Below are 25,108 nucleotides of genomic sequence, written 5' to 3' on the forward strand. Positions count from 1 at the left end.
GATCCCCGATATCAGTTGCTGACGGGCGGGCGCGCTCGCGCGCCGATTGAAGCACACCGCACCGATCCGGCATTAAACGCGCGTTGAAGGGGGAGGACGGCGGCGAAAGTGAACGAAGCGTGAGCGCCGAAGCGTGAAACCGGGCGCGACATCCTCGGCGAACGCCATCCGCGGCGCTTCCGGCAGGAGCACGATCCGCCAGGCGGGTGTCCATGGGGACCGGCGCCCATTGCGAACGCCAGGGCGGGCCACGGGCCCTTGGCCCGCAGCGGCCGAATCAACCCGCTTGGGGGCATCCGGGCGACTCCAGCGGGACGTGCAGGAATCGCCCTGTCAACATCAGGACTCGACGTCCTCGAGGCTGAAGATCTCGGTCTGGTCGTTGTACGAGAAGATCTCGCCGTAACGGCCCCAGTCGATCACCGCGTCGAGCGTTTCCTCGGCCGCGCCGTCCGACAGGAAATCCTCGAGCTCCTGCTCGAAGCGCACGCGCGGCGCGCGATGGCCCGGGCGCTCGTTCAGCACCTTCTTGATCCGCGCGGCGAGCGGCACGTGCTTCAGCAGGTGATCCGCGAACATCAGCTTGCGCTCCTGCGTGCCGAATTCCGCGAACACGCGCCCCGGCGGCGTCAGGAACACGTCGCCTTCGCGCACGTCCGCGAAGCCGAGGTACTGCAGCACTTCCGCGATCGGGAACAGGTCGTCGACTTCCAGATGCAGCGTGCGTGCGATTTCCGGCATGTCCGCGCGGCCGTGGTACGGCGCCATCGCGAGCGTCTCGATCAGGCCGGCCATCAGGTTGGTCGACACCTGCGGCAGCCAGCTGCCGAGCTCGAGCCCCTTCTTCGTCGCCTCGCCGGTCTGCCGCGCGGTCATCTTCGCGTAGATGTCGTCGACGAGCTTGCGGAACGCCGGGTCCAGACGATTGCGCGGGTGCTTGAACGGCACCTTGATCTCGGCGATCACGCGGCCGGGGTTCGACGACAGCACGAGGATCCGGTCGCACATGAACACCGCTTCCTCGATGTTGTGCGTGACGATCAGCACCGACTTGATCGGCATGCGGCCCTGCGTCCACAGGTCCAGCAAATCGGTACGCAGCGTCTCGGCCGTCAGCACGTCGAGCGCGGAGAACGGCTCGTCCATCAGCAGAATGGTCGGATCGACGACGAGCGCGCGCGCGAAACCGACGCGCTGGCGCATCCCGCCCGACAGCTCGCGCGGATACGCGTTCTCGAAGCCGTCGAGACCGATCAGGTCGATCGCGGCGAGCGCACGCTCGCGCCGCTCGCGCGCGCCGACGCCGAGCGCTTCCAGCCCGGCCTCCACGTTCTGCAGCACGGTGAGCCACGGGAACAGCGCGAAGGTCTGGAACACCATCGCGACGCCTTCGGCCGGGCCGCGCAGCGGCTTGCCGAGATAGGTCACTTCGCCGCCGGTCGGCTCGATCAGCCCGGCGATGATCCGCAGCAGCGTCGACTTGCCCGAGCCCGAGCGGCCGAGCAGGCCGACGATCTCGCCTTCGCGCAGCGACAGGTTCGCGTCGTCGAGCACGAGCAGCTCGCCCTGCGTCTTGTTGAAGCCGCGGCAGACATGATCGACGCGCAGGATTTCTTCACCGAGGCGCGGCGGCTGGGACGTCTGGACGGGGGCGTTTACAGCATTCGGATTGTGCATCGCGTTTCGCTCTCAATCGGTCTCAGTCGAGCCGCAGCTTCGCTTCGGCGAAGGCATACAGCGGGCGCCACAGCAGGCGGTTGAACAGGGTGACGAACAGGGACATCACGGCGATGCCCAGGATGATCTTCGGGAAATCGCCGGCGGCGGTGGTCCGCGCGATGTAGGCGCCGAGGCCATGCGCCTCGATCCGGGTGCTGCCCCACTGTACGGCTTCCGACACGATGCTCGCGTTCCACGCGCCGCCCGAGGCGGTGATCGCGCCGGTCACGTAGTACGGGAAGATGCCGGGCAGGATCGCCTGACGCCACCACTGCCAGCCGCGGATGCGGAAGTTGGTCGCCGCTTCGCGATAGTCGTTCGGGTAGGACGTCGCGCCGGCGATCACGTTGAACAGGATATACCACTGCGTACCGAGCACGATCAGCGGCGACAGCCAGATGTCCGCATTCAGGTGGAAACGCGCGATCACGATCACGAACACCGGGAACAGCAGGTTCGCGGGGAACGCGGCGAGGAACTGCGCGAGCGGCTGCAGCTTCTCGGCCAGCTTCGGACGCAGCCCGACCCACACGCCGATCGGCACCCAGATCAGCGACGCGATCGAGATCAGCACGACCACGCGCAGCAGCGTGATGAGCCCGAGCACGAGCACGTGGCCGACTTCGGCCATCGTCACGCCGGTCGCGACGAAGCTGACGACGCGCCACACGATATAGGCCGTGCCGAGCAGCACGAGCCCCGCCCACGCGATGTCGACCGTGCGCGACGCCTTCTTCTCGACGCGCGGCAGCGTAAAGCGCATCGCGCCCGACAGCGGCAGGCGCAGCGGGATCCGCGCGGCCTTCGCGAAGAACCAGCCGGCCGGCACGAGCAGCTGATGGATCAGCCGCGTGCGGCGCACGAGGTCGAGCAGCCACGATTGCGGCGCATCGCCCGACGCGGTGTTTTCCATCCGGAACTTGTCGGCCCACGCGATGAGCGGGCGGAACAGGAACTGGTCATACGCGAGGATCACGACCGTCATCGTCAGGATCACCCAGCCGATCGCGCCGAAATTCTTGTCCGCGATCGCCTGCGCGAGATACGCGCCGATGCCCGGCAGCGTGATCGTCTGGTTGCCGACGGTGATCGCCTCCGACGCGACGACGAAGAACCAGCCGCCCGACATCGACATCATCATGTTCCAGATCAGGCCCGGCATCGAGAACGGCACCTCGAGCTTCCAGAAGCGCTGCCAGGACGTCAGGTGGAAGCCGCGCGACACCTCGTCCAGGTCGCGCGGCACCGTGCGCAGCGACTGGTAGAAGCTGAACGTCATGTTCCACGCCTGGCTCGTGAAGATCGCGAAGATCGCGGCCAGCTCGGCGCCGAGCACGCGGCTCGGGAACAGCGCGAGGAAGAACGTGACCGTAAACGAGATGAAGCCGAGCACCGGCACCGACTGCAGGATGTCGAGGATCGGGATCAGCACCATGCCCGCGCGGCGGCTCTTGGCCGCGAGCGTGCCGTAGACGAGCGTAAACGCCAGCGACGCGACCATCGCGGCGAGCATCCGCAGCGTGGTGCGCAGTGCATATTCGGGCAGGTTCGACGGATCGAGCGAGATCTTCTGCGTCTGCAGCACGCCGATCGGCGCCAGCGTTTCGTGAAAGCCGACCACCGCCATCGCGATCAGGCAGATGATCAGCGGAAAGGCGATGAAGTCCCACCGGTTCGGCAACACGCGCCACGCGGATGCGTTGGCGGTCCGGTTCGGATTGAAGAATCCGACGTTCATCAGGCGCCCTCCCCGGTAAGGCCGATCGAAGCCGGCAGTCGATGTTGATTCATGGCAAAGCGCACGGGCGCGGTAATTCGATTGACTGGCGATCTCGCGCACGCGGCGCGCCGTGCGTGCATGCGCTGCCGCGGCCGGTCGAGCCGGGCCGCGACGGCACGACACTACACCAACCTGTATTTCAGGTACAACCGTCCGGGGACGGCGCAGGCAACGCATGGATCGTGCCCGGCGCGTGGACGGATGGCGGGCGCGCGGTACGGAACAGCCTGGCCGCAGTCCGGCGGCCGGCACGCAGGCCCGAATTATGCCGTGATCCGGCCCGGCCGTGAACCCGCCCCCCGCACGCGGGCACAAACCGTGTCCGGGATCAGCAACCGGATACGGCGAAGCAGGTATGATCGGGGCTAGCCCCCGGGGTCCGGTTCGGCCGTGTCGCCGCAACACGCACGCGCGCCGTGTCGACCGGCCCCGGGGATCGACCGACGAGCGGGAGGAAGGGAATGGCAGGAAACTTGGTGATCGTCTGTCGCGATCAGGATGCCAACGCGTTCTATGAACTCATGCAGGAGTACGGGTCGTTCCAGACGCGGCTGTCGTCCACGGCGTGGTACCTGAACATGAACGTCGTGCCGGAATCGCTGCAGGAGGAAATCCTGGAGCGCCTCGGCCGGTATACGACCGTCTATATCTTCGAGGCCACCACGGTGACCTACAACACGATCGACAGCAACGCGGCCGAGACGCTCGGCACGCTGTTCGGCGAATGACGCCGCGCGGCGCCCGCCCGGCCGGGCAGGCGCCGCACCCGCTCATGCGGCCTGTGCGTGGGATTCGTCGTCTTTCGGCACGGCGTCGAACGGGAACGTCATCGACACGCGCAGGCCGCCTTCGGGGCGATTGCCGATGTCGCATGCGCCGCCCAGCCTGAGCACGAGCCGCTCGACGATCGCGAGCCCGAGCCCGCTGTGGCCGTTCCCGCCGCGCGCGGGATCGAGCCGCACGAACGGCCGCGTGGCGGCCGCGAGGTCGCGCGGCGCGATGCCGCCGCCGCTGTCGCTGACCGACAGCACGTAGCCGGCCGGCGTGCGCGCCGTCTCGACGAGTACGGGCGGTGCGCCGTACGCATGCGCGTTGTCCAGCAGGTTCGACAGGATCCGGTCGAGCGTCGCCGTCGGCAGCCGGAAGCCGGGATCAGCCTCCAGCCGCGTCTGGACCGCCGGCGCGTTCGGCGCGACCGCGCGATAGCTGCGCGCGATCCGCTCGCACGCGTGATCGACCGGCACCGGCTCGCTGCGGTCGGCCCCGCCATGCGCAAACACCAGGAACTGGTCGACGATGTGCGACATCGAGTCGACGTCGCGCACGACGCCGTCGCGCAGCCGCGCGTCGTCCATCATTTCCGCCCGCAGGCGCATCCGCGCGAGCGGCGTGCGCAGGTCGTGCGCGACGCCGGCCAGCATCACCGCGCGATCACTGTCGGCCTGCGACACCTGCTCGACCATCTGGTTGAAGCCGTGCGTGAGCTGGCGCAGTTCGCGCGGCCCGCGTTCGCGCAGCGGCGGCACCGGCTGCCCGCGGCCGAAACGCGCGACCGCGCGAGCGAGCGAGCGCAGCGGCTGCTGTAACTGCCAGGCCGCGAACAGCGCGGCGATCACGCCGGCCGAGAAGATCGTGCCGAGCCACAGCAGCATCCGGTCGAGCGAGCGCGGCGGCCGCAGCGGCTGCACGGGCACCACGATCCAGTTGCGGTCGGCCGGCTCCTTCACCCACAGCACGGGCGGATGGCCCGGTGTGCCGATCTCGACCTGCGTGCCAGGCGGCATCCGGTCGCTCACATCGTCGCGGAATCGCTTCAGCGGCGGCGGCAGCCCCGCATCGCCGCCCTTCGGCACGTCGGCGCTGTCCGGCGACACAAGCCGCACGCGCGACGGCAGCGGCTGGTCGGGCGTGCGCGCGACGTGCTGGCGCACCGCGTCGACGAGGAACGCGGCCTCCTCGACCGCATAGCGCGTCTGCATCTGGTTGCGCTCGAGCCGCATCGCGAAGAACCACGCGAAGTGCGACAGGAGCAGGACGCCAACGACGAGCAGCGCCAGCCGCCCGAACAGCGAATCAATGGGTTTGCGCATGGGCCTCGCCGTCGGGCACGAACACGTAGCCGCGCCCGCGCACCGTCTGGATGAAGCGCGGCGTCGACGGATCCGTTTCGAGGATGCGGCGCAGGCGCCACACCTGGACGTCGATGCCGCGGTCGGTGCCGTCGTACTCGGGCCCGTGCAGCAGCTCGAGCAGCCGCTCGCGCGTGAGCGTGCGCAGCGCGTGGTTCACGAAGATCTTCAGCAGCGCGAACTCGCTGCTCGACAGCGTGGCCGGCTTGCCGTCGACCGACAGCGTGCGCGCCTGGAAGTCGAGCAGGAAGCGGCCGAACGCGAACGGCTCGCGCTGTTCGGGCGCGGCCGCCGACGGCGTCGCGCGGCGGCGGCGCAGCACGGCCTGCACGCGCGCGAGCAGCTCGCGCGGGTTGAACGGCTTGCCGAGGTAGTCGTCCGCGCCGAGCTCGAGCCCGACGATGCGGTCGACGTCGTCCGCGCGCGCGGTCAGCATGATCACGGGGATGTCGTCGCCGGCCGCGCGCAGCTGGCGCAGCGCGGTCAGGCCGTCCACGCCCGGCATCATCAGGTCCAGCACGATCAGGTCGGGCCGCTCGCGCTCGAGGCGCTTCTCGAGCGTCGCCGCGTCGTGCAGCACGGACACTTCCATCCCCTGGCGCACGAGATAGTCGCGCAGCAGGTCTCGGAGTTCTTGGTCGTCGTCGACGATGAGGATCTGGGTAGTCATGGCTCGAAGTTTACCGCGCGAGGGCGGAGTCGAAGAACGAAACAAAGGGGCGAAAGGGTTACTGCGGGTTACCGCGCAAGGGAACTGTAATGCGCGGTAACCGGGCCGCCGCCCCGCGTAACACCCGTCGGAGCCTGCATCGCTAACCTGCGTCTTACCGGATGCGGTACCCGACTTTCCCGGCACCGCATCGCCGGACCCTTTGGATACAAGGAGTTTCTGAAATGTATAAGAAGACTTCCCGCGTGGCCATCGCGGCCGCCACCGTGCTCGCTCTCGCATTCGGCACCGCGCATGCCGCGCCGCCCGACGACATGCCGCCGCCGGGCGGCCCCGGCATGCACCAGATGCACGGCGGCCATGAAGGCGGCCCGTTCGGCGCGATCATGAAACTGCACGACCAGCTAAAGCTCAACGCGTCGCAGGAGCAGCAATGGCAAGCCGCCGTCAATACGATGAAGCAGAACCGTGACGCGATGCGCAAGAGCCACGAGCAGATGCGCGAGCAGTTCAAGGCGCAGCAGAACCAGCCGATCCTCGACCTGAGCGCGATGCATTCGGCGCGCCAGCAGGCGGAAGCGCAGAACGCGCAGCTGCGCGAGCAGACGTCCGCCGCGTGGCTCACGTTCTACAACGGGCTGAACGACCAGCAGAAGACGATGGTCAGCACCGCGCTCAAGCAGCAGTTCGCGAAGATGGAACAGCGCCACGAGAAGATGAAGGCGCGCTGGGAGCAGCATCGCGCGGCCGCCAAGGGCGCGTCGGCGCCGGCGCAGTAAGCCGGCGGGCCGCTCGCACGGCGGCACCGAACGGGGACGCAGGCATCGGCCTGCGTCCCCTTTTTCGTTTCAGGCGACGTCGAACAGCAGCACCTCGGCGCTCCGGCCGCGCGCGAACGCCACCGCGTCCACGCCGCCGATCCGCGCGCCGTCGCCGGCGGCCAGCGCGCGGCCGTTGACCTCGACCTCGCCGCGCGCCACGTGCACGTAGACGCTGCGCCCGGCCGGCACGTCGAACGCCGTCGTCTCGTCGCCGTCGATCAGCCCCGCGAAGATGCGGGCATCCGCCCGCATCGACAGCGCGCCGTCGCCGCCGTCGGGCGCCGCGACGAGCCTCAGGCGCCCGCGCTTCTCGTCGTCGGCGAAACGCCGCTCCTCGTAGCCGGGCCGCCCGCCCCGCTCGGCCGGCTGCAGCCAGATCTGCAGCAGATGCAGCGGGCGGTCGCGCGACGCGTTGGTTTCGCCGTGCATGAGCCCCGTGCCGGCGCTCATCCGCTGGATGCCGCCGGTCCGGACGATCGCGCCGCAGCCGAGGCTGTCGCGGTGCGCGAGCACGCCATCCAGCACGTAGGTGACGATCTCCACGTCGCGGCGCGGCTGCATCCCGAAACCGCGCGTCGGCGCAATCAGATCCTCGCTCAGCACGCACAGCGCGCCGACGGGCGGACGCACCGGCGCATGCGCGGTGCGGCAGGCAGACGAAAAACTGTGACTCGATTCGAGCCAGCCGTGGCGCGTATGCCAGCGGTCTTCGGCGCGCAGGATCTGGAACATTGGGGTGGACGCTCGGGGGCGCAGATGTTCTGTTCGGGTTTACCTCCACTGTAGGGGGACGTCGAACGCGCCACAATCCGCCGCCCGCGCACCGCATCGTTGCAGCCGCGGAACCAATTGCCGGAATATTCGTTGCGAATACCGCGATTACCGCAACAGCCGATTCGAGGAATCGGTCGACCGTGCCGGATTGCCGTTTTCCGGGTATCGCGTTCGGGTAAAATACCGCCCTTTTGGCGTTCGCCGTTCCGGCGGCCGCCAACGTCAGAGCGCCGATCGGCGATTTTTGGCCGTCTAGAATACGCCGCGGCGCCCGGTTCGACCGGCCGCGAGCGCCCCCGGAAAGTCAGCAACAGAAGGATGGAAATGAAGAAGGCCGCCCTGTGCGCCGCCCTCGCCCTCGTGGCGGGCAGCGCCTTCGCGAAGGAGTGGAAGACCGTGCGGATCGGCGTCGACGCCAGCTACCCGCCGTTCGAGTCGACCGCGCCGAGCGGCGAGATCGTCGGTTTCGACGTGGATCTCACCAAGGAAATCTGCAAGCGGATCAACGTGAGATGCGTGTGGGTGGCGCAGGATCTCGACGGAATCATCCCGGCGCTGAAGGCGAAGAAGTACGACGTCATCGTGTCGTCGCTGACCGTCACGGACAAGCGTCGCGAACAGATCGACTTCTCCGACAAGGTGTACGACGCACCCGCACGGATGATCGCGAAGACCGGCTCGCCGCTGCTGCCGACGGTCGCGTCGCTGAAGGGCAAGCGCGTCGGCGTCGAGCAGGGCTCGACGCAGGAAACCTACGCGAAGGCGTACTGGGAACCGCAGGGCGTGACGATCGTTCCTTACCAGAATCAGGACCAGGTCTATACCGATCTCGGCACGGGCCGCCTCGACGCGACGCTGCAGGACGAACTGCAGGCCGACTACGGCTTCCTGCGCACGCCGCGCGGCAAGGGCTTCGCGTTCGCCGGGCCGGAAGTGAAGGATCCGAAGACGATCGGCGACGGCACCGCGATCGGCCTGCGCAAGGAAGATACCGACCTGAAGCTCAAGATCAACCGGGCGCTGGCCGACATGCACAAGGACGGCACCTACGACCGGCTGTCGCACCAGTACTTCTCGTTCAGCGTCTATTCGGCGCCGGCCCGCTGAACGCGGCCCAAGCAGCAGCAGCGGATGCGGGGGCGGCCCCGCGTCCGGGCAGTACAGGCAGTCAACCACGCGCCGCCCGCCCCTTGCCCGTCGCTCGCGCGACGGGCGGGCCCGGCACCGTTGCCGGGGCGGACGGTCATGATACGCACGGGGCGTTCCGCGCAGCTTGGCGGACGCGTGTTTCGCGGCGCACCGCGTGCGCCGTCAGGGACCACACCAGGGACCCCATATGTTTCTACAAGGCTACGGCCCGCTGATCCTCGCCGGCACCTGGCAAACCGTCAAACTGGCGGTGCTTTCGCTTGCGCTGTCGTTCCTGCTGGGGCTGCTCGGCGCCGGCGCGAAGCTGTCGCGCAACCGCGTGACGAACGGCGTCGGCACCGTCTACACGACGCTGATCCGCGGCGTGCCCGATCTCGTGCTGATGCTGCTGCTGTTCTACAGCCTGCAGATCTGGCTGAACATGGCGACCGACGCGCTCGGCTGGGACCAGATCGACATCGACCCGTTCCTCGCCGGCGTGCTCGTGCTCGGCTTCATCTACGGCGCGTACTTCACCGAGACGTTCCGCGGCGCGTTCCTGTCGGTGCCGCGCGGCCAGCTCGAGGCCGGCAGCGCCTACGGGATGACGAACTGGCAAGTATTCACGCGGATCATGTTCCCGCAGATGATGCGCTTCGCGCTGCCGGGCATCGGCAACAACTGGCAGGTGCTCGTGAAGTCGACCGCGCTCGTGTCGATCATCGGTCTGGCCGACGTCGTGAAGGCGTCGCAGGACGCCGGCAAGGGCACGCTGCGATTCTTCTTCTTCACGCTGATCGCGGGAGCGGTCTACCTCGCCATCACGACGATCTCGAACTTCGTGCTGATGTGGCTCGAAAAGCGCTACTCGACCGGTGTCCGCAAGGCTGACCTATGATCGAACTCATCCAAGAATACTGGCGCAACTATCTGTACACCGACGGCTATCGCATCACCGGTGTCGCGATCACGCTGTGGCTGCTGGTCGTGTCGATCGGCCTCGGCTTCTGCCTGTCGGTGCCGCTCGCCGTCGCGCGCGTGTCGAAGCGGAAGTGGCTGGCGGGCGCCGTGTGGCTGTATACGTACGTGTTCCGCGGCACCCCGCTCTACGTGCAGCTGCTGCTCTGCTACACGGGCCTGTACAGCCTGCAGGCGGTGCGCGGCACGCCGATGCTCGATGCGTTCTTCCGCGACGGGATGCACTGCACGCTGCTCGCGTTCACGCTGAACACCTGCGCGTACACCACCGAAATCTTCGCGGGCGCGATCAAGGCGACGTCGTACGGCGAGATCGAAGCCGCGCGCGCGTACGGGATGTCGCCGTTCACGATGTATCGCCGCGTGATCCTGCCATCGGCGCTGCGCCGCGCGCTGCCGCTGTACAGCAACGAAGTGATCCTGATGCTGCACGCGACGACGGTGGCCTTCACCGCGACCGTGCCGGACATCCTGAAGATCGCGCGCGACGTGAACTCGGCGACCTACATGTCGTTCCACGCGTTCGGCATCGCCGCGCTGCTCTACCTCGTGATCTCGTTCACGCTCGTGTGGCTGTTCCGCCAGGCCGAGCGCCGCTGGCTCGCGTATCTGCGCCCGCAAGGCAAGTAAGTTTCCGCAGGACTAATCGAATGAACTCCCAGACCCAGAAGCTTTTCGTCGACGATCTCCACAAGCGGTACGGCGACAACGAGGTGCTCAAAGGCGTGTCGCTGAGGGCGAACTCGGGCGACGTGATCAGCGTGATCGGCTCGTCCGGCTCCGGCAAGAGCACGATGCTGCGCTGTATCAACTTCCTCGAGCAGCCGAACGCGGGTCGCATCTTCGTCGACGGCGAGGAAGTGCGCACCGCGCTCGACAAGACGGGCGCACTGCGCGCGGCCGATTCGAAACAGCTGCAGCGCGTGCGCACCAAGCTGTCGATGGTGTTCCAGCACTTCAACCTCTGGTCGCACATGAACGTGATCGAGAACGTGATGGAAGCGCCGGTGAACGTGCTCGGCATCCCGAAGAAGGAAGCCGAGGACCGTGCGCGCGAGTATCTCGAGAAGGTCGGCCTCGCGCCGCGCGTCGAGAAGCAGTATCCGTCGCATTTGTCCGGCGGCCAGCAGCAGCGCGTGGCGATCGCGCGGGCGCTCGCGATGCATCCGGACGTGATGCTGTTCGACGAGCCGACCTCCGCGCTCGACCCGGAACTGGTGGGCGAAGTGCTGAAGGTGATGCAGAAGCTGGCCGAGGAAGGCCGCACGATGATCGTCGTCACGCACGAGATGGGCTTCGCGCGCAACGTGTCGAACCACGTGATGTTCCTGCACCAGGGCCGCGTCGAGGAACAAGGCGTGCCGGCCGAGGTGTTCGCGAACCCGAAGAGCGACCGCCTGCGCGGCTTCCTGTCGGGCAGCCTCAAGTAACGCCCGTCACGCGCCACGCCCGAGCGGGCGCCCGCGGTTCGCCGCGCGGCGCCCGTTTTGCGTTTACGCGGCGCTCACCGGCGTGCCGTCGGCGAACGCGCGCAGTTCGTCGCCCGCCAGCCGGTAACGCACCCATTCGCTCTGCGGCGCCGCGCCGACGCTTTCGTAGAAGCGAATCGCCGGCTCGTTCCAGTCGAGCACGCTCCATTCGAAACGCCCGCAGCCCGAGTCGACCGCGATCCGCGCGAGCGCCTTCAGCAGCCGCAGCCCCGCGCCGGCGCCGCGAAAACGCGGCGATACGTACAGATCCTCCAGATACAGCCCCTGCCGCGCGAGCCACGTCGAATACGAGAAGAAATACACGGCGAAGCCGGCCGGCTCGCCGTCGATCTCGCACATCAGCGCCCGCGCCGGCGAGCCTTCGCCGAACAGGCTGCGTTCGAGCGATTCGGGCGTCGCGACGACTTCGTGCTCCGCTTTCTCGTAGACGGCCAGTTCGGTGATGAAGCGCAGGATCTGCGGCACGTCGGCGACGGTGGCGGAACGGATATCGATTTGCACGGGTTGAGCCCTCCTCCGGCCCGGGATGTGAAACGGAAAACGGCGCCGCGCAGCCCGCAGCCGCGCTGGCGCCGTTCAAACCGTCATGCTACGTTCATGCGATGCCTGCAGGAAGTGCAGGTTCTTCATCCAGACCTGAACATGATGCATCCCGATCTGCGCCGCCTCGACCTGAACCTGCTGCTCGTGTTCGACGCGCTGTACCGCCACCGGTCGGTCGCAGCGGCCGCGCACGAGCTCGCGTTGAGCCCGTCGGCGTTGAGCCATGCGCTCGCCCGCCTGCGCGACGCGATCGGCGATGCGCTGTTCGTGCGGCTCGGCAACGAGATGCAGCCGACCGTGCGCGCCGACGACATCGCCACGTGGGCCGGCGACGCGCTCGACGCGATGTCGAAGGGGCTCGCCCGCGCGCGCCGCTTCGATCCGGCGCAAAGCGACCGTACGTTCGTGTTCGCCGCGACCGACTACACGGCATTCGCGGTGCTGCCGGCGTTCGTCGCCCGCATCCAGCACGTGGCGCCGCACCTGCGCATCCGCGTCGTCCATTCGGACCGCAAGATTTCCGTCGACGAGCTCGCGGCCGGCCGCATCGACTTCGCGCTCGGCTACCACGAGGAATCGGCGGCCGACGCACCGGGCATCGAGGATTTCGACTGGTTCTCCGACGATTACGTCGTGATCGCGAGCGCCACGCATCCGGACATCCGCCGGCGGCTGACGCTCGACCAGTACCTGGCGGCGCGCCACGTGGTCGTCACGCCGTGGAACGAGTCGCGTGGCGTCGTCGACTACGTGCTCGACCGGCTCGGCGTCGCGCGGCACGTCGCCGTGCAGTTGCCGACCGTGCTGGCCGCGCCGTTCGTGATCGCGGAGTCGGCACTCCTGATGACCGTGCCGAACCGCGCCGCGCAGGCGCTGCGGCACGCGGCGCCGATCCGCATCTTCCCCGCGCCGTTCGAAATCCCGCGCTACACGGTGAAGGTCTACTCGCATGCGAAGCATGCGCGCACCGACGCGCATCGCTGGATCCGCGCGCAGTTGCTCGACGCACGGCCGAGCGCGGACTAGCCACAGCGCGTTTCGGCCGGGCGTTTCGGGCACCGATCGGCGATGGCTGCAATCGCCGGAATCATTACGAAATACTTACCCATTTCGCGACTTTCGCGCTTACGCCGGCGCCTTTGCAACGTCAATAGTGGCAATCCTTGAGCCCTATCCGCCGAATCCATGTCTCCCTTGTGGGACAAGGGTTTTCCGGTAATCGAGAACCCTTGGGAACCCTGTTGCGCACCGTGTTGCATGGCAATTTGGCGACAGCGGTTAGTCAAACAACGATTTCCGTCGCCACAAAATTGTATTTTTGCTAAATTAGTAACCAAAGTAGCAAAACGAAGTTCGTGAAATGTAGTTTAGCTTCACGACACAACAAGGAGACCCCGCAGGCCGACCCGGCTGCGCGGGACCGCTCAACGGTTTTCCGTCTGCTTGCCCGCGTGCCGCGCTTACCGGCCCTGCACGAGGTCTCCCTGGTTATCCCGCTTTTGCCCGGCGCTCGCGCTCCGGGCATCTCGTGCAGTCTGGGTTGACTTTTTGACAGGGTATGGAGGAGATGATGAAGAAAGCTTTGGTCGCGGCGGCGCTGATGGCTGCTGGGGTGGTGACGGCGCACGCGCAGAGCAGCGTCACGCTGTATGGCCGCCTGGATGCAGGTATCGAGTACATGAACGGCCTGCAAAACGGCCACCAAGTGCGCGCGGAAAGCGGCGACTGGGGCACGAGCCTGTGGGGCTTGAAGGGTAGCGAGGACATCGGTGGCGGCAACAAGGTCCTGTTCCACATCGAAGGCGCGTTCAACACGATGACGGGCGGCTTCAGCGGCTCGATCTGGGATCGTTTCGCGACCGTCGGTATCTCGAACGACCGCTACGGTACGCTGCTGCTGGGTCGCGAGCTCGCGATCGCCAACGGCGTGTGGGATTTCGACCCGTTCGGCCAGTCGGCCTGGTCGACGGCCTCGCTGGTGCGCGGCCGCAACTGGAACAAGACCAGCAACAACGTGTCGTACCAGTCGCCGTCGCTCTACGGCCTCGACTTCTACGGCCAGTTCTCGTTCTCGAATTCGACCAGCTTCAACGGCAACACGACGGCCGGCCAACCGGGTCGTGCAATGGGCGGTCAGGTCACCTACACGAACTCGCTGTTCCAGTTGCGCGGCATCTACGACGAAACGCGCGACAGCAACGGCCGCTTCTCGGACGTGTTCAACTACTCGCGCGAATACTTCGCGGGCGTGAACGTGTTCCTCGGCCAGTTCAAGGTTCAGGCGGCCTACCAGGCATCGCGCGCGGACGGCAGCGGCGGCCCGGCAGTGAACGCCGGCGTGACGGGTACGCAACAGGTATGGGGCGGCGTGACGTGGCAGGCGACGCCGGCAGCGGCGCTGATCGCGGCCGTGTATCACGTGAACGCGAACCACGGCGGCGGCAACGCGAACATCTACACGATCGGCGGTTCGTACAACATCTCGAAGCGCACGCTGTTCGACCTGCAGGCCGCGACGGTGCGCAACAGCTCGTCGGCCAACTTCGGCCTGAACGCGAACGGTGCGGGCACCGCCGTGTCGACCGGCAACCCGCATCCGGGCGGCAGCCAGACCGGCGTCTACGCCGGCATCCAGCACCTGTTCTGATCAGGCGCCGTCAAAGAACGATTCGACAACACTTTCCACGCTGCTGCGAGAGGCGCGTATCGGTGCGGTACCCAACCGGGTATCCGCACCGTTTTTTCTTGGGCGGCGGATTCTTGCGACCCGTGGCCCGCTCGGCCGAAGCGGCCGGGAAGTGATTGAACGGCGCGGAAGCGGCGGCGCTCAGACGGCCGCTTCGTTCTCTTCGCCGGTGCGGATGCGGATCACGCGCTCGACGTCCGACACGAAGATCTTGCCGTCGCCGATCTTGCCGGTGCGCGCCGCACCGATCACCGCGTCGATCACCTGATCGACCTGCGCTTCCGCGACGACCACCTCGATCTTCATCTTCGGCAGGAAGTCGACCACGTATTCGGCGCCGCGATACAGCTCGGTGTGGCCCTTCTGACGGCCGAAGCCCTTCACTTCCGTCACGGTCAGGCCCGTGAGACCGACTTCGGCGAGCGCTTCGCGGACTTCGTCCAGCTTGAACGGCTTGATGATGGCGGTGATGCGTTTCATGATGGTTGTCCCTCAATGCTCGTTTGGATGAAAAATCGCGTTCCCGATTGTAAGCCGGCGGGCCGCCTCCGGCCCAGCACCGGTCAATCGAGCCGTTCGGTAAAACGTGATGTGATCGGGTAGCGCCAGTCGCGCCCGAATGCGCGATGCGTGACCCGGATGCCGATCGGCGCCTGGCGGCGCTTGTATTCGTTGATCTTGATGAGCCGCGTCACGCGCTCGACGTCGGCCTGCGCGTAGCCGGCCGCAACGATCTCGGCGAGCGGCCGGTCTTCTTCCATGTACATCCGCATGATCGCGTCGAGCACGTCGTACGGCGGCAGGCTGTCCTGGTCGGTCTGGTTCTCGCGCAGCTCCGCCGACGGCGCGCGCGTCAGGATCCGCTCGGGAATCACGTCGCGCAGCGCGTAATCGGTCGTTTCGTTGCGATAGCGGCAGAGTTGGTACACGAGCGTCTTCGCGATGTCCTTGATCACCGCGAAACCGCCGGCCATGTCGCCGTACAGCGTGCAGTAGCCGACCGCCATCTCGCTCTTGTTGCCGGTCGTCAGCACGATCGAGCCGAACTTGTTCGACAGCGCCATCAGCAGCGTGCCGCGGATGCGCGCCTGGATGTTCTCCTCCGTCGCGTCTTCCGCGCGGCCCGCGAATTCGTCCGCGAGCGCGGTGCGGAATGCATCGAACATCGGTGCGATCGCGATCTCGTCGTAGCGCACGCCGACGCGCCGCGCCATTTCCGCCGCATCGGTGGTCGAGATGTCGGCCGTGAAGCGCGACGGCATCATCACCACGCGCACGCGCTCCGGCCCGAGCGCATCGCATGCGACGGCCAGCACCAGCGCCGAATCGACGCCGCCCGACAGCCCGATCAGCACGCCGGGAAAGCCGTTCTTGCCGATGTAGTCGCGCACGCCGGTCACGAGCGCGCGGTACACCTGCGCGTGCGTCGACAGCTCGGGCGCGATCGCGCCGGGCAGCGGCCGCGCGCCATCGAATTCGACGATCGCATGCCCTTCGTCGAACTGCGGCATCTTCGCGACGAGCGCGCCGTCGCCGTCGAGCACGAACGACCCGCCGTCGAACACGAGTTCGTCCTGGCCGCCGACAAGGTTCACGTAGACCATCGGCAGCCCGGTCTCGCGAATCCGCGCGCGCAGGATGTCGATGCGCACCGCCTCCTTGTTCATGTGATACGGCGAGCCGTTCGGGATCAGCAGCACCTGCGCGCCGGCCGCCTTCGCGATCTGCGCGGCCGACGCATGCCACGCGTCCTCGCAAATGATCACGCCGTATTTCACGCCGTTCAGCTCGAACACGAACGGCTCGGTATCGGTCGCGAAGTAGCGTTTCTCGTCGAACACCTCGGCGTTCGGCAGATCCTGCTTGCGGTAGGTGCCGACGATCTCGCCGCCGACGATCAGCGACGCCGCGTTGAAGGTATCGGTGGGCGGCACGCCGCGCTCGATCGGGCGGTTTGCATTACCATCGACGGCTGACGCGCTGCCCGCCCCCGCACCGCGCAACGGATGGCCGACCAGTACCGCGAGCCCGTCGAACGCCTTCAGTGCGTCGGCGAGCGCATCGAGCGCGGCGGCCGCCGCCGCGTAGAACGCGGGTCGCAGCAGCAGGTCTTCGGGTGGATAGCCGGACAACGCGAGTTCGGGGGCGACCATCAGTTGCGCACCATCGTTGTGCGCGGCGCGCGCGGCCGCGACGATGCGCGCGACGTTGCCGGCGAAATCGCCGACGGTGACGTTGATCTGGGCGAGAGCGAGTCGGGTCTTCATGGCGGGAGCGGCGCAACCCGGCGGCGCGCCTTGAACGGCTGACGAAATCGATCCGGGCGCGGGCCACGGCGGCCCGCATCCGGCAACATCCAACGGTACGGATTCACGCTTGAAACACGAACGCATCGATTATCGCACGGGCATCCTGTCGTCCCCCGCCGAGGTGCCGGCCGACGAATGGAACGCGCTGCTCGCGGGCGACGCGCAGCCCACGCCGTTCCTGCGCCACGAATTCCTCGACGCGCTGCACGTCGCGCGCTGCGCGGTGGACGACACCGGCTGGTCGCCGCACTTCGTCACGCTGACCGACACGCGCACCGGCCGCCTCGCGGCCGCCGCGCCCGTCTACGCGAAACAGCATTCGTACGGCGAATACGTGTTCGACTGGGCGTGGGCCGACGCGTACCAGCGCAACGACCTGCCCTACTACCCGAAGCTGCTGTGCGCGGTGCCGTTCACGCCGGTGCAGGGCACGCGGCTGCTCGCGGCCGACGACGACGCGCGCCGCCGGCTCGCGGCCACGCTGCTCGCGTTCGCCGAGCAGAGCGACGTGTCGTCGCTGCACGTGCTGTTTCCGACCGGCGACGAAGCGCGCCTGCTCGAATCGATGGGGATGATGGTGCGCGAAGGCGTGCAGTTTCACTGGCTCAACGACGGCTACCGCCACTTCGACGATTTCCTCGCCACACTCGAGCAGAAGAAGCGCAAGAACATCCGCGCGGAGCGGCGCAAGGTGCACGACGCGGGCGTGACCTTCCGGCGGCTGACCGGCGATCAGATCACCGACGCCGACTGGCGCTTCTTCTCGCGCTGCTATCGGCAAACGTACCGCGAGCACTATTCGAGCCCGTACCTGAACCTCGACTTCTTCCGCACGATCGGCGCGACGATGCCCGAGAACCTGCTGCTCGTGATCGCGGAAGCCGACGGGAAACCGATCGCGAGCGCGCTCGCCGTGTACCGGCGCGGCGAGCACGGCGGCGGCACGCTGTACGGCCGCTACTGGGGCGCGATCGAACACGTGCCCTGCCTGCATTTCGAAACCGCCTACTATCAGTTGCTCGAATTCTGCATCGAGGCCGGACTCGACACGTTCGAAGGCGGCGCGCAGGGCGAGCACAAGCTCGCGCGTGGTTTCCTGCCGACCGTCACGCACTCCGCGCACTGGCTCGCGCATCCGGCGTTTTCCGATGCGGTCGCGCGCTTTCTCGAGCGCGAGACCGAGCATATCCACGCGTACGTCGACGAACTGCGCGAACACGATCCGTTCCGGCGCAACACCGGCTAGCGCCGTCCGGCGCGCCGCGCACGCGGCGAAGCCACGCAAGGGCCTCGCCGCCTGCCGTCCGGCTACCGCGCGTTCAGTGCGCGGCGAGCGTCACCGTCTGCGACAGCGCCTGCGGATCGCGCGACGACGCGGCCGCCGACAGCGCGTAGCTGCCCGCGCCGATCCGCCATGCGTGCGCGCTCGCATCCCACACGGCGAAGCGCTGCGCCGGCACCGCGACGTTGACCGTGCGTGCCTCGCCCGGCTGCAGCGCGACCTTGGTCCAGCCGACGAGCCGCTTCGGCGGCTCGCCAAGCGACGCGGGCAGCGCCGCGTAGATCTGCACCGTCTGCGTACCGGCGCGCGCACCGGTGTTCGTCACCGTCACGCCGACCGTCACGTTGCCCGCGGCGTCCGCCTGCGCGGACATCGCCGACAACGCATACGTCGTGTACGACAGCCCGTAGCCGAACGGGAACAGCGGCTCGATCGCCTTCGCGTCGAACCAGCGATAGCCGTACGCGAGCCCTTCCGCATAGACGTTTTGCAGGTTCGACGGATCGATCGTCGGCTGCGGCAGGTCGGCCTCCTGCTTCGGGAACGTGAGCGGCAGCCGGCCCGACGGGTTCGCGTCGCCGAACAGCAGGTCGGCGATCGCCTGGCCGCCCTGCGCGCCCGGATACCACGCGTCCAGCACGCCATGCACGTTCGCGAGCCACGGCATCAGCACCGGGCTGCCGTTCTCGAGCACGACGATCACACGCTTGGCCTTCGCGGCGACCGCGGCGATCAGCGCGTTCTGGTCGTATTGCTGGTTGTACGGGTCCGCCTTCGCATCGGGCAACGACAGGCTCGCGAGGTCGAGCCCTTCCGTCTGCCACTGCGTGGCGAACACGATCGCGACATCGGCCTGTGCGGCCGCGCTCGCCGCGGCATTCGCGTCGGTCCCGTCGAGATAGCTGACCGACGCGTTCGGCGCCTTCGCGCGGATCGCCGCGAGCGGCGCGGACTTGTACCAGGTCGCGCACCCGCCGAACAGCATGCCCGCCGGTTGCTGGCAGGACGTCACCGCGTTGCCGTCGATCGCCGGCACCGCACCCGAGCCGCCGCCCGACAGCACGCCCGCGTCCGCATGCCCGCCGATCACGACGACCGACTTGAGCGTGCCCGCGGCGAGCGGCAGCACCGGCTGCGTGTCGCCCGGCGCGGCCGCGTTCTTCAGCAGCACCGCCGCTTGCCGTGCGATCGCGAGCGCGTCGGCATTGCCGGCGGCCTCGTCGATCGCGCCGCCCGGCTTCGGCGGCGCATCCATCACGCCGATGCGGATCAGCGTGCGCAGCTTGCGCTGCACCATGTCGTTCAGCCGCGCGACCGACACGCTGCCGGCCTGCAGCGCCGCGCGCAGCTTCGCATTGAAGTACGAGCCGAGCGGCGCGTTGCCGTCGTCGGCCGCGCCCGGCTGTTCCTCGTCGAGCCCCGCCTGCACGGCCGCGACCGTCGAATGCGTCGCGCCCCAGTCCGACTGCACGACGCCCTTGAAACCCCACTCGTTCTTCAGCACCGTCGTCAGCAAATACGGGTTCTCGCACGCATACACGCCGTTCAGCTTGTTGTACGCGCACATCACGTTGCCCGGCTGGCCGTCCTTCACGCCGATCTCGAACGCGAGCAGCTCGGCCTCGCGCATGGTCCGCTCGTCGACGACCGAATCGACCGTCATGCGGTTGGTTTCCTGGTCGTTGAACGCGAAATGCTTGATCGTCGCGATCACCTTCCGCGCCTGCGTGGCCTGCGTGCGCGCGGCGCTCAGCGTGCCCGCGAGCACCGGGTCCTCGCCCATGTATTCGAAGGTGCGGCCGTTGCGCGGCTCGCGCGCGAGGTTCACGCCGCCGCCGAGCCCTTCGGCGAAACCGAGCGCGCGCAGTTCGAGCGCGATGCGCGTGCCGTAGGTGCCCGCGAGCGCCGGGTCCCACGTCGCCGCGAGCGCGACCGGCGCCGGCAGCGCGGTCACGCGCGCATTCTTCACGTTCACGCCGCCCGCCGAATCGGCGCTGCTGACGGCCGGAATGCCGAGCCGCGGCACGCCCGGGATGTAGCTCGCGCCGTTCAGCGCGTCGGCCGGGAACGGGCCGCCCAGGCTGAGCGCCGGCATGCCGGTGCCGTGCACGAGCTGCAGTTTCTCGTCGGTCGTCAGTTGCGCGACGAGCGCGGCCGCGCGCTGGTCGGCTGCCGCGTCGGGGTCGGTCGGGGCGTGAATGTCGTCGCCGCCGCACGACGCGAGCAGCACCGTGAGCGCGCACGCGGACGCAATCGTCGAACACCGGAACAGCGAAGTTTTCATTGATCCTCCAGAATCGTTCTGTTGTACTTGTGGCCACTCCAAGTCTAAAAATCGACCGGTCACCACGCTTGACCGGCAGGAGCATGCGTTGACCTCTCGCAGCGGGGACAAACCCGAACGGCATGACGACAGGGAGACAGACATGGAGTTGCAGCAGAAATCGGTATCCGTCCGGATCTACCGCTGGCTGTGCGAAGACGCGCGTGCGAACGGCATCGATCCCGCACCGCTTTACGAAACACTCGGCATCGGGCCGGCCGAGCTCGCCGACGACACGCGCCGCATCGCGGGCGATCGGCACGTGGCCGCGCTGCAATTGATGGACGACTGGCCGCTGTCGTGGCACCGCCCGCCGCCGCAGGTCGTGCCGTGGCTCGTGCCGTTTCCCGAACTCGCGGGCATCACGTGCAACGCGGCGACGCTGCGCGACGCGCTGCACGGCTACCTGCACTATCGCGAGCTGATCGGCAACGTCGACTGGGTGTTCGCGCACGAGAACGGCGACGCGATTGCGCTCGAGTACGTGAACGAAGGCGACGGCCGGCACGCGGGCAGCGCGTTCGCGAACCTCGCGATCCTCGCGGCGCTCGCGCGCCTGTACGACCCGCACGTGCGCGTCGACGACGCCGCATTCGCCGGCCGCGCGTTCGCGCCCGTTGCCGCGCTGCGCGACATGCTCGGCGCGCCGGTGTCGTTCGATGCCTCACACAATCGCATCGTGCTGCGCTCCGCACACTTCGACACGCCGTTCGAGCGCTACAACGCGCCGCTCGCCGGCATCCAGCGGCATGCGGCCGACGCCGCGCGCGAACGCGTGCGCGCTCGCTCGACGTTCGGCTCGTCGGTCGAGCAATGCGTGCGCGACTGGCTGCGCACGTCCGACGACGCCGACGTGCCGACCGATACGCTGATGCAGCACGTCTGCACGCGCTTCGCGATGTCGCGCTGGACGTTGCGCCGGCGCCTGCATCGCGAAGCGGTCGGTTTCCATGCGCTCGTCGCGCAGGCGCGGCTCGGCGAGGCGCGCGACCTGCTGCTCAACACGCAGTTGCCGATCGGCGAGATCGGCGTGCGCGTCGGCTTCCGTTCGACGAGCGCGTTCACGCGCTTCTTCACGCGCGAACTCGGCGCGGCGCCCAGCCGCTTTCGCGACGGGCACGGCGACCGACGGCGTTGATGCACGGTTTTTCTGAGACACTGGCGGCTTCGCATCCCGCCGCCCTGCCATGTCCTGGTTTCTGTATCTGATCGAATGCGCCGACGACAGCGTCTACACGGGCATCACGACCGATGTCGCCGCGCGCTTCGACGAACACGCGTCCGGCAAGGGCGCGCGCTACACGCGCTCGCGCAAGCCGCGCGCGGTGCTCGCGGCGTTTGCGCTGCCCGACCGGTCGAGCGCGTCGCGCGCCGAATACTGGGTGAAGCGGCTCGCGCCCGCGAAAAAACGCGAGCTCGCGGCCGGGTTGCGGACGCTTGAATCGGTGCTGCCGGCGGTGGTCACGCTCGACGAGAGCGGCGACACGGCCGGGACGAAGGCGACGGCGCGCGGGCGGAAGAAGGTGAAGGCGGAAAATGTCGACGCTGCGGCGGAGACGGCTGCAACGGAACAGGTTGCCGGGAAAAAGGTGAAGGCCGGGAAAGTGGTCGGGGCAGTAACGGCCGCGAAGACGGCGAAGCCTGCGAAGGGCAAACAAGCATCGAAGTCGACGAAGGCGAGTCAAGCCGCACCGGACGCGAAACGTGCAAAACCCGTCGGCGATGCAGCCGCAAAAAAGACCTCGTCGCGTCGCACACCGGTAAAGAAAACCGACCTGCCCGCATCCGCGTCGTCAAAGAGGAAGGCACCGGCCGCCGCCGGCAAACCCGCCGCGAACGCACGCGAAGACGCCGCTTCCGCACCGGCCCGCCGTCGTTCGGCCACGAAAGCCGCCGAAGCGACCGCGCCGTCCGTTGCCGCGCCCCGCGCGAAACGCGCGAAGAACGCACCGGCTACCTCGCTGCCGCCCGTCTCCGCGTCCGCCCGCCGGAAAACCGCGCGCGCAAAACAAAACCGCGCGGCCTCCTGACGAGACACGCGCGGTTCGCGTTCCGTACGAGCCGGCCGTCGGCCGGCACGCCGCTTACTTCTTGTAGTTCGCGGCGCCGTCGGTGATTTCCTTGTGCGCGGCTTCGATGCCGGCCCAGCCTTCGACCTTCACCCACTTGCCCTTCTCGAGGGCCTTGTATTGCTCGAAGAAGTGCTTGATCTGGTCCTTCAGGTACTCGGGCACGTCGTCGATCGTCTTCAGGTTCGCCGTCATCGGGCAGATCTTGTCGTGCGGCACCGCGACCAGCTTCGCGTCGACGCCCGACTCGTCGGTCATCTGCAGCATGCCGAGCACGCGCGAGCGCACGATCGAGCCGGCCAGCAGCGGGAACGGCGTGATCACCAGCACGTCGACCGGATCGCCGTCGCCCGACAGCGTCTGCGGGATGTAGCCGTAGTTCACCGGGTAGCGCATGCCGGTACCGATGAAGCGGTCGACGACGAGGAGGCCCAGTTCCTTGTCCGCCTCGTACTTCACCGGATCGCTTTGCGCGGGAATCTCGATGATCACGTTGAAATCTTGCGGCAGGTCCTTGCCGGCCGGAACATGATTGAAGCTCATGAGCACTCTCTGTAGGTCGATGGGAATTCGGGACAGGGCGCCGCGGCCGATGCACGGCCGCGGGCGTCCCCCAAAAAGGAATGCGCCATTATAGCCAATCGACCGGTGGCGTCCGGATGACGATCGGCGCGATAATCGTTCCGGATGTCCGACCGCCGAACCGGCGGCGGCGTGGCACGTCGATCACAATGCATGGGCCCGAGGCGGTGCCAAGGCGCCGACCCGGGTCGACCGCGGTGCGTGGGGGCCGGGCAAGCGCTGAAGCGCTTGCTTGAATCGACCGCTATGCATGGGACCCAAGTAAGCGCTAAAGCGCTAACTTGGGTCGACAGGAGGACGCATGGAAGAGGCGAAGCACTTCATCGCGGGCGAATGGACGTTGCCCGCGCAACTGGAAACCATCGCGGTGGTCGATCCGTCCGACGGCCAGCCGTTCGCGACGATCGCACGCGGCACCGCGCCCGACATCGAGCGCGCGGTCGCCGCCGCCCGCGACGCGTTCGCGGGCCCGTGGGGCGCCGCGAGCGCCGCCGAACGCGGCCGCGCGCTGATGCGGCTGTCGGCGCGCGTGGCCGATTCGATCGAGGAACTCGCCGCGATCGAGGCGCGCGACACCGGCAAGCCGCTGAAACAGGCGCGCGCCGATGCCGCCGCGCTCGTGCGCTACTTCGAGTTCTACGCGGGCGCCGCCGACAAGCTGCACGGCGAAACCCTCCCCTACCAGGCCGGCTATACGGTGCTGACGGTGCGCGAGCCGCACGGCGTCACGGGCCATATCGTGCCGTGGAACTACCCGATGCAGATCTTCGGGCGCAGCGTCGGCGCGGCGCTCGCGGCCGGCAATGCATGCGTGGTCAAGCCGGCCGAGGACGCGTGCCTGTCCGTGCTGCGCGTCGCCGAGCTGGCCGCCGAGGCCGGGCTGCCGGCCGGCGCGCTCAACGTCGTCACCGGCTACGGCCATGAAGCGGGCGCCGCGCTCGCCCGCCATCCGGGCATCGATCACATCTCGTTTACGGGTTCGCCGGCCACCGGCAAGCTGGTCACGCAGATGGCGGCCGAGAACCACGTGCCGGTCACGCTCGAACTCGGCGGCAAGTCGCCGCAAATCGTGTTCGCCGATGCCGATCTCGACGCGGCGCTGCCCGTGCTCGTGTCCGCGATCGTGCAGAACGGCGGGCAGACGTGCTCGGCCGGCAGCCGCGTGCTGATCGAGCGCGCGGTGTACGAGCCGCTCGTCGAGCGCCTCGCCACCGCATTCAACGGACTGCGCGTCGGCCCGAGCCGCGCCGATCTCGACTGCGGCCCGCTGATCAACGCGAAGCAGCAGCAGCGCGTGTGGGATTTCCTGTCCGACGCGCAGCACGACGGCATTCCGATGGCCGGCCACGGGCAGGTCGTCGCCGACGCGCCCGAAAGCGGTTTCTATCAGGCGCCCGCGCTGTTGCGCGACGTGCCGCCGTCGCACCGGCTCGCGCAGGAGGAAGTGTTCGGCCCCGTGCTCGCGGCGATGCGTTTCGTCGACGAGGACGAAGCCGTCGCACTCGCGAACGGCACGCCGTACGGCCTCGTCGCGGGCATCTGGACACGCGACGGCGCCCGCCAGATGCGGCTCGCGCGGCGCCTGCGCGCCGGCCAGGTGTTCATCAACAACTATGGCGCGGGCGGCGGCGTCGAACTGCCGTTCGGCGGCGTCGGCCATTCGGGCCACGGCCGCGAGAAAGGCTTCGAGGCCCTGTACGGTTTCACCGCGCTGAAGACGATCGCGATCCGGCACGGCTGAGTGCACGGCACGCCACAGGCAGCCGGCAGCAGCCGGCCGCCCGTCGGCACACGACGACTCTCATTACCAGCACAGGAGACACAC

General features: G+C 68.0%; 22 protein-coding genes. 12 read left to right on the forward strand and 10 right to left on the reverse strand.

The annotated features are described in order from the left end of the window. Positions 1-339: 339 nt before the first annotated feature. Both KR541_RS12405 and KR541_RS12410 read right to left on the reverse strand, forming a co-directional pair. Positions 340-1,677, reverse strand: a complete 1,338-nt coding sequence (locus KR541_RS12405; protein WP_006755837.1) for an ABC transporter ATP-binding protein — start codon at positions 1,675-1,677, stop codon at positions 340-342. A 22-nt stretch (positions 1,678-1,699) separates the two neighbouring features. Next, positions 1,700-3,457 (reverse strand): ABC transporter permease, encoded by a 1,758-nt coding sequence (locus KR541_RS12410; RefSeq protein WP_050012012.1) that lies wholly within the window; start codon positions 3,455-3,457, stop codon positions 1,700-1,702. Positions 3,458-3,960: 503 nt separating this feature from the next. Between KR541_RS12410 and KR541_RS12415 the strand changes: the two genes are divergently transcribed. Beyond that, positions 3,961-4,227 carry a double-stranded DNA-specific endonuclease gene (locus KR541_RS12415; protein ID WP_216089567.1) on the forward strand — a complete coding sequence of 89 codons (267 nt, stop codon included), beginning with the start codon at positions 3,961-3,963 and terminating at the stop codon, positions 4,225-4,227. 42 nt (positions 4,228-4,269) lie between these two features. Here the strand turns inward: KR541_RS12415 and KR541_RS12420 are convergent, their stop codons facing one another. Together KR541_RS12420 and KR541_RS12425 are read right to left on the reverse strand one after the other, a co-directional pair. Further along, positions 4,270-5,589, reverse strand: a complete 1,320-nt coding sequence (locus KR541_RS12420; protein ID WP_050012013.1) for an ATP-binding protein — start codon at positions 5,587-5,589, stop codon at positions 4,270-4,272. Next, complete coding sequence (locus tag KR541_RS12425) at positions 5,573-6,298, reverse strand: response regulator (protein WP_006493394.1); 726 nt, start codon at positions 6,296-6,298, stop codon at positions 5,573-5,575. Before KR541_RS12425 ends, KR541_RS12420 begins: the two co-directional genes overlap by 17 nt. A gap of 224 nt (positions 6,299-6,522) precedes the next feature. Between KR541_RS12425 and KR541_RS12430 the strand changes: the two genes are divergently transcribed. Further along, positions 6,523-7,077, forward strand: a complete 555-nt coding sequence (locus tag KR541_RS12430; RefSeq protein WP_216089568.1) for a Spy/CpxP family protein refolding chaperone — start codon at positions 6,523-6,525, stop codon at positions 7,075-7,077. A gap of 69 nt (positions 7,078-7,146) precedes the next feature. On the opposite strand, the gene KR541_RS12435 is transcribed toward KR541_RS12430, so the two are convergent. Further along, positions 7,147-7,851, reverse strand: coding sequence for a pirin family protein (locus KR541_RS12435; RefSeq protein WP_089488724.1), 705 nt, complete (start codon positions 7,849-7,851; stop codon positions 7,147-7,149). A gap of 366 nt (positions 7,852-8,217) precedes the next feature. Here KR541_RS12435 and KR541_RS12440 point away from each other — a divergent pair, with 366 nt between their 5' ends. From KR541_RS12440 to KR541_RS12455, 4 genes are all read left to right on the forward strand, one after another. Further along, positions 8,218-9,000, forward strand: a complete 783-nt coding sequence (locus tag KR541_RS12440) for an ABC transporter substrate-binding protein (RefSeq protein ID WP_050012016.1) — start codon at positions 8,218-8,220, stop codon at positions 8,998-9,000. A gap of 229 nt (positions 9,001-9,229) precedes the next feature. After that, complete coding sequence (locus KR541_RS12445; RefSeq protein WP_006489645.1) at positions 9,230-9,919, forward strand: ABC transporter permease; 690 nt, start codon at positions 9,230-9,232, stop codon at positions 9,917-9,919. Next, positions 9,916-10,629, forward strand: a complete 714-nt coding sequence (locus KR541_RS12450) for an ABC transporter permease (protein WP_050012017.1) — start codon at positions 9,916-9,918, stop codon at positions 10,627-10,629. Before KR541_RS12445 ends, KR541_RS12450 begins: the two co-directional genes overlap by 4 nt. 20 nt (positions 10,630-10,649) lie before the next feature. Next, on the forward strand, positions 10,650-11,429 hold the full coding sequence (locus tag KR541_RS12455) for an ABC transporter ATP-binding protein (RefSeq protein ID WP_050012018.1): 780 nt from the start codon (positions 10,650-10,652) through the stop codon (positions 11,427-11,429). Positions 11,430-11,492: 63 nt separating this feature from the next. On the opposite strand, the gene KR541_RS12460 is transcribed toward KR541_RS12455, so the two are convergent. Then, on the reverse strand, positions 11,493-11,990 hold the full coding sequence (locus KR541_RS12460; protein WP_050012019.1) for a GNAT family N-acetyltransferase: 498 nt from the start codon (positions 11,988-11,990) through the stop codon (positions 11,493-11,495). A gap of 141 nt (positions 11,991-12,131) precedes the next feature. On the opposite strand from KR541_RS12460, the gene KR541_RS12465 reads away from it, so the two are divergent. Both KR541_RS12465 and KR541_RS12470 read left to right on the forward strand, forming a co-directional pair. After that, positions 12,132-13,058 carry a LysR family transcriptional regulator gene (locus tag KR541_RS12465; RefSeq protein ID WP_050012020.1) on the forward strand — a complete coding sequence of 309 codons (927 nt, stop codon included), beginning with the start codon at positions 12,132-12,134 and terminating at the stop codon, positions 13,056-13,058. A gap of 541 nt (positions 13,059-13,599) precedes the next feature. Further along, positions 13,600-14,679 carry a porin gene (locus tag KR541_RS12470; protein ID WP_050012021.1) on the forward strand — a complete coding sequence of 360 codons (1,080 nt, stop codon included), beginning with the start codon at positions 13,600-13,602 and terminating at the stop codon, positions 14,677-14,679. 180 nt (positions 14,680-14,859) lie between these two features. On the opposite strand, the gene KR541_RS12475 is transcribed toward KR541_RS12470, so the two are convergent. Beyond that, the gene (locus KR541_RS12475; RefSeq protein WP_006398637.1) at positions 14,860-15,198 is read right to left on the reverse strand and encodes a P-II family nitrogen regulator; all 339 of its coding nucleotides are present in this window, start codon (positions 15,196-15,198) and stop codon (positions 14,860-14,862) included. A gap of 83 nt (positions 15,199-15,281) precedes the next feature. Beyond that, positions 15,282-16,985: an NAD+ synthase gene (locus KR541_RS12480; protein WP_216089569.1), complete on the reverse strand. Its 1,704-nt coding sequence runs from the start codon at positions 16,983-16,985 to the stop codon at positions 15,282-15,284. A gap of 109 nt (positions 16,986-17,094) precedes the next feature. Here KR541_RS12480 and KR541_RS12485 point away from each other — a divergent pair, with 109 nt between their 5' ends. Further along, positions 17,095-18,273, forward strand: coding sequence for a GNAT family N-acetyltransferase (locus KR541_RS12485; RefSeq protein WP_124631631.1), 1,179 nt, complete (start codon positions 17,095-17,097; stop codon positions 18,271-18,273). Between the two features lie 73 nt (positions 18,274-18,346). Here the strand turns inward: KR541_RS12485 and KR541_RS12490 are convergent, their stop codons facing one another. After that, complete coding sequence (locus tag KR541_RS12490) at positions 18,347-20,593, reverse strand: glycoside hydrolase family 3 C-terminal domain-containing protein (RefSeq protein WP_050012024.1); 2,247 nt, start codon at positions 20,591-20,593, stop codon at positions 18,347-18,349. A 142-nt stretch (positions 20,594-20,735) separates the two neighbouring features. Between KR541_RS12490 and KR541_RS12495 the strand changes: the two genes are divergently transcribed. Both KR541_RS12495 and KR541_RS12500 read left to right on the forward strand, forming a co-directional pair. Next, positions 20,736-21,770 (forward strand): helix-turn-helix transcriptional regulator, encoded by a 1,035-nt coding sequence (locus tag KR541_RS12495; RefSeq protein WP_050012025.1) that lies wholly within the window; start codon positions 20,736-20,738, stop codon positions 21,768-21,770. A gap of 49 nt (positions 21,771-21,819) precedes the next feature. After that, positions 21,820-22,662: a GIY-YIG nuclease family protein gene (locus tag KR541_RS12500; protein ID WP_050012026.1), complete on the forward strand. Its 843-nt coding sequence runs from the start codon at positions 21,820-21,822 to the stop codon at positions 22,660-22,662. 54 nt (positions 22,663-22,716) lie between these two features. On the opposite strand, the gene ppa is transcribed toward KR541_RS12500, so the two are convergent. Further along, positions 22,717-23,244, reverse strand: coding sequence for an inorganic diphosphatase (gene ppa / locus KR541_RS12505; protein WP_006489643.1), 528 nt, complete (start codon positions 23,242-23,244; stop codon positions 22,717-22,719). Between the two features lie 340 nt (positions 23,245-23,584). Here ppa and KR541_RS12510 point away from each other — a divergent pair, with 340 nt between their 5' ends. Beyond that, positions 23,585-25,024: an aldehyde dehydrogenase family protein gene (locus tag KR541_RS12510; protein WP_050012027.1), complete on the forward strand. Its 1,440-nt coding sequence runs from the start codon at positions 23,585-23,587 to the stop codon at positions 25,022-25,024. The last annotated feature ends 84 nt before the right edge of the window (positions 25,025-25,108 follow it).

The organism is Burkholderia sola, from assembly GCF_905400185.1.
GTDB classification, from domain to species: Bacteria; Pseudomonadota; Gammaproteobacteria; order Burkholderiales; family Burkholderiaceae; genus Burkholderia; species Burkholderia sola.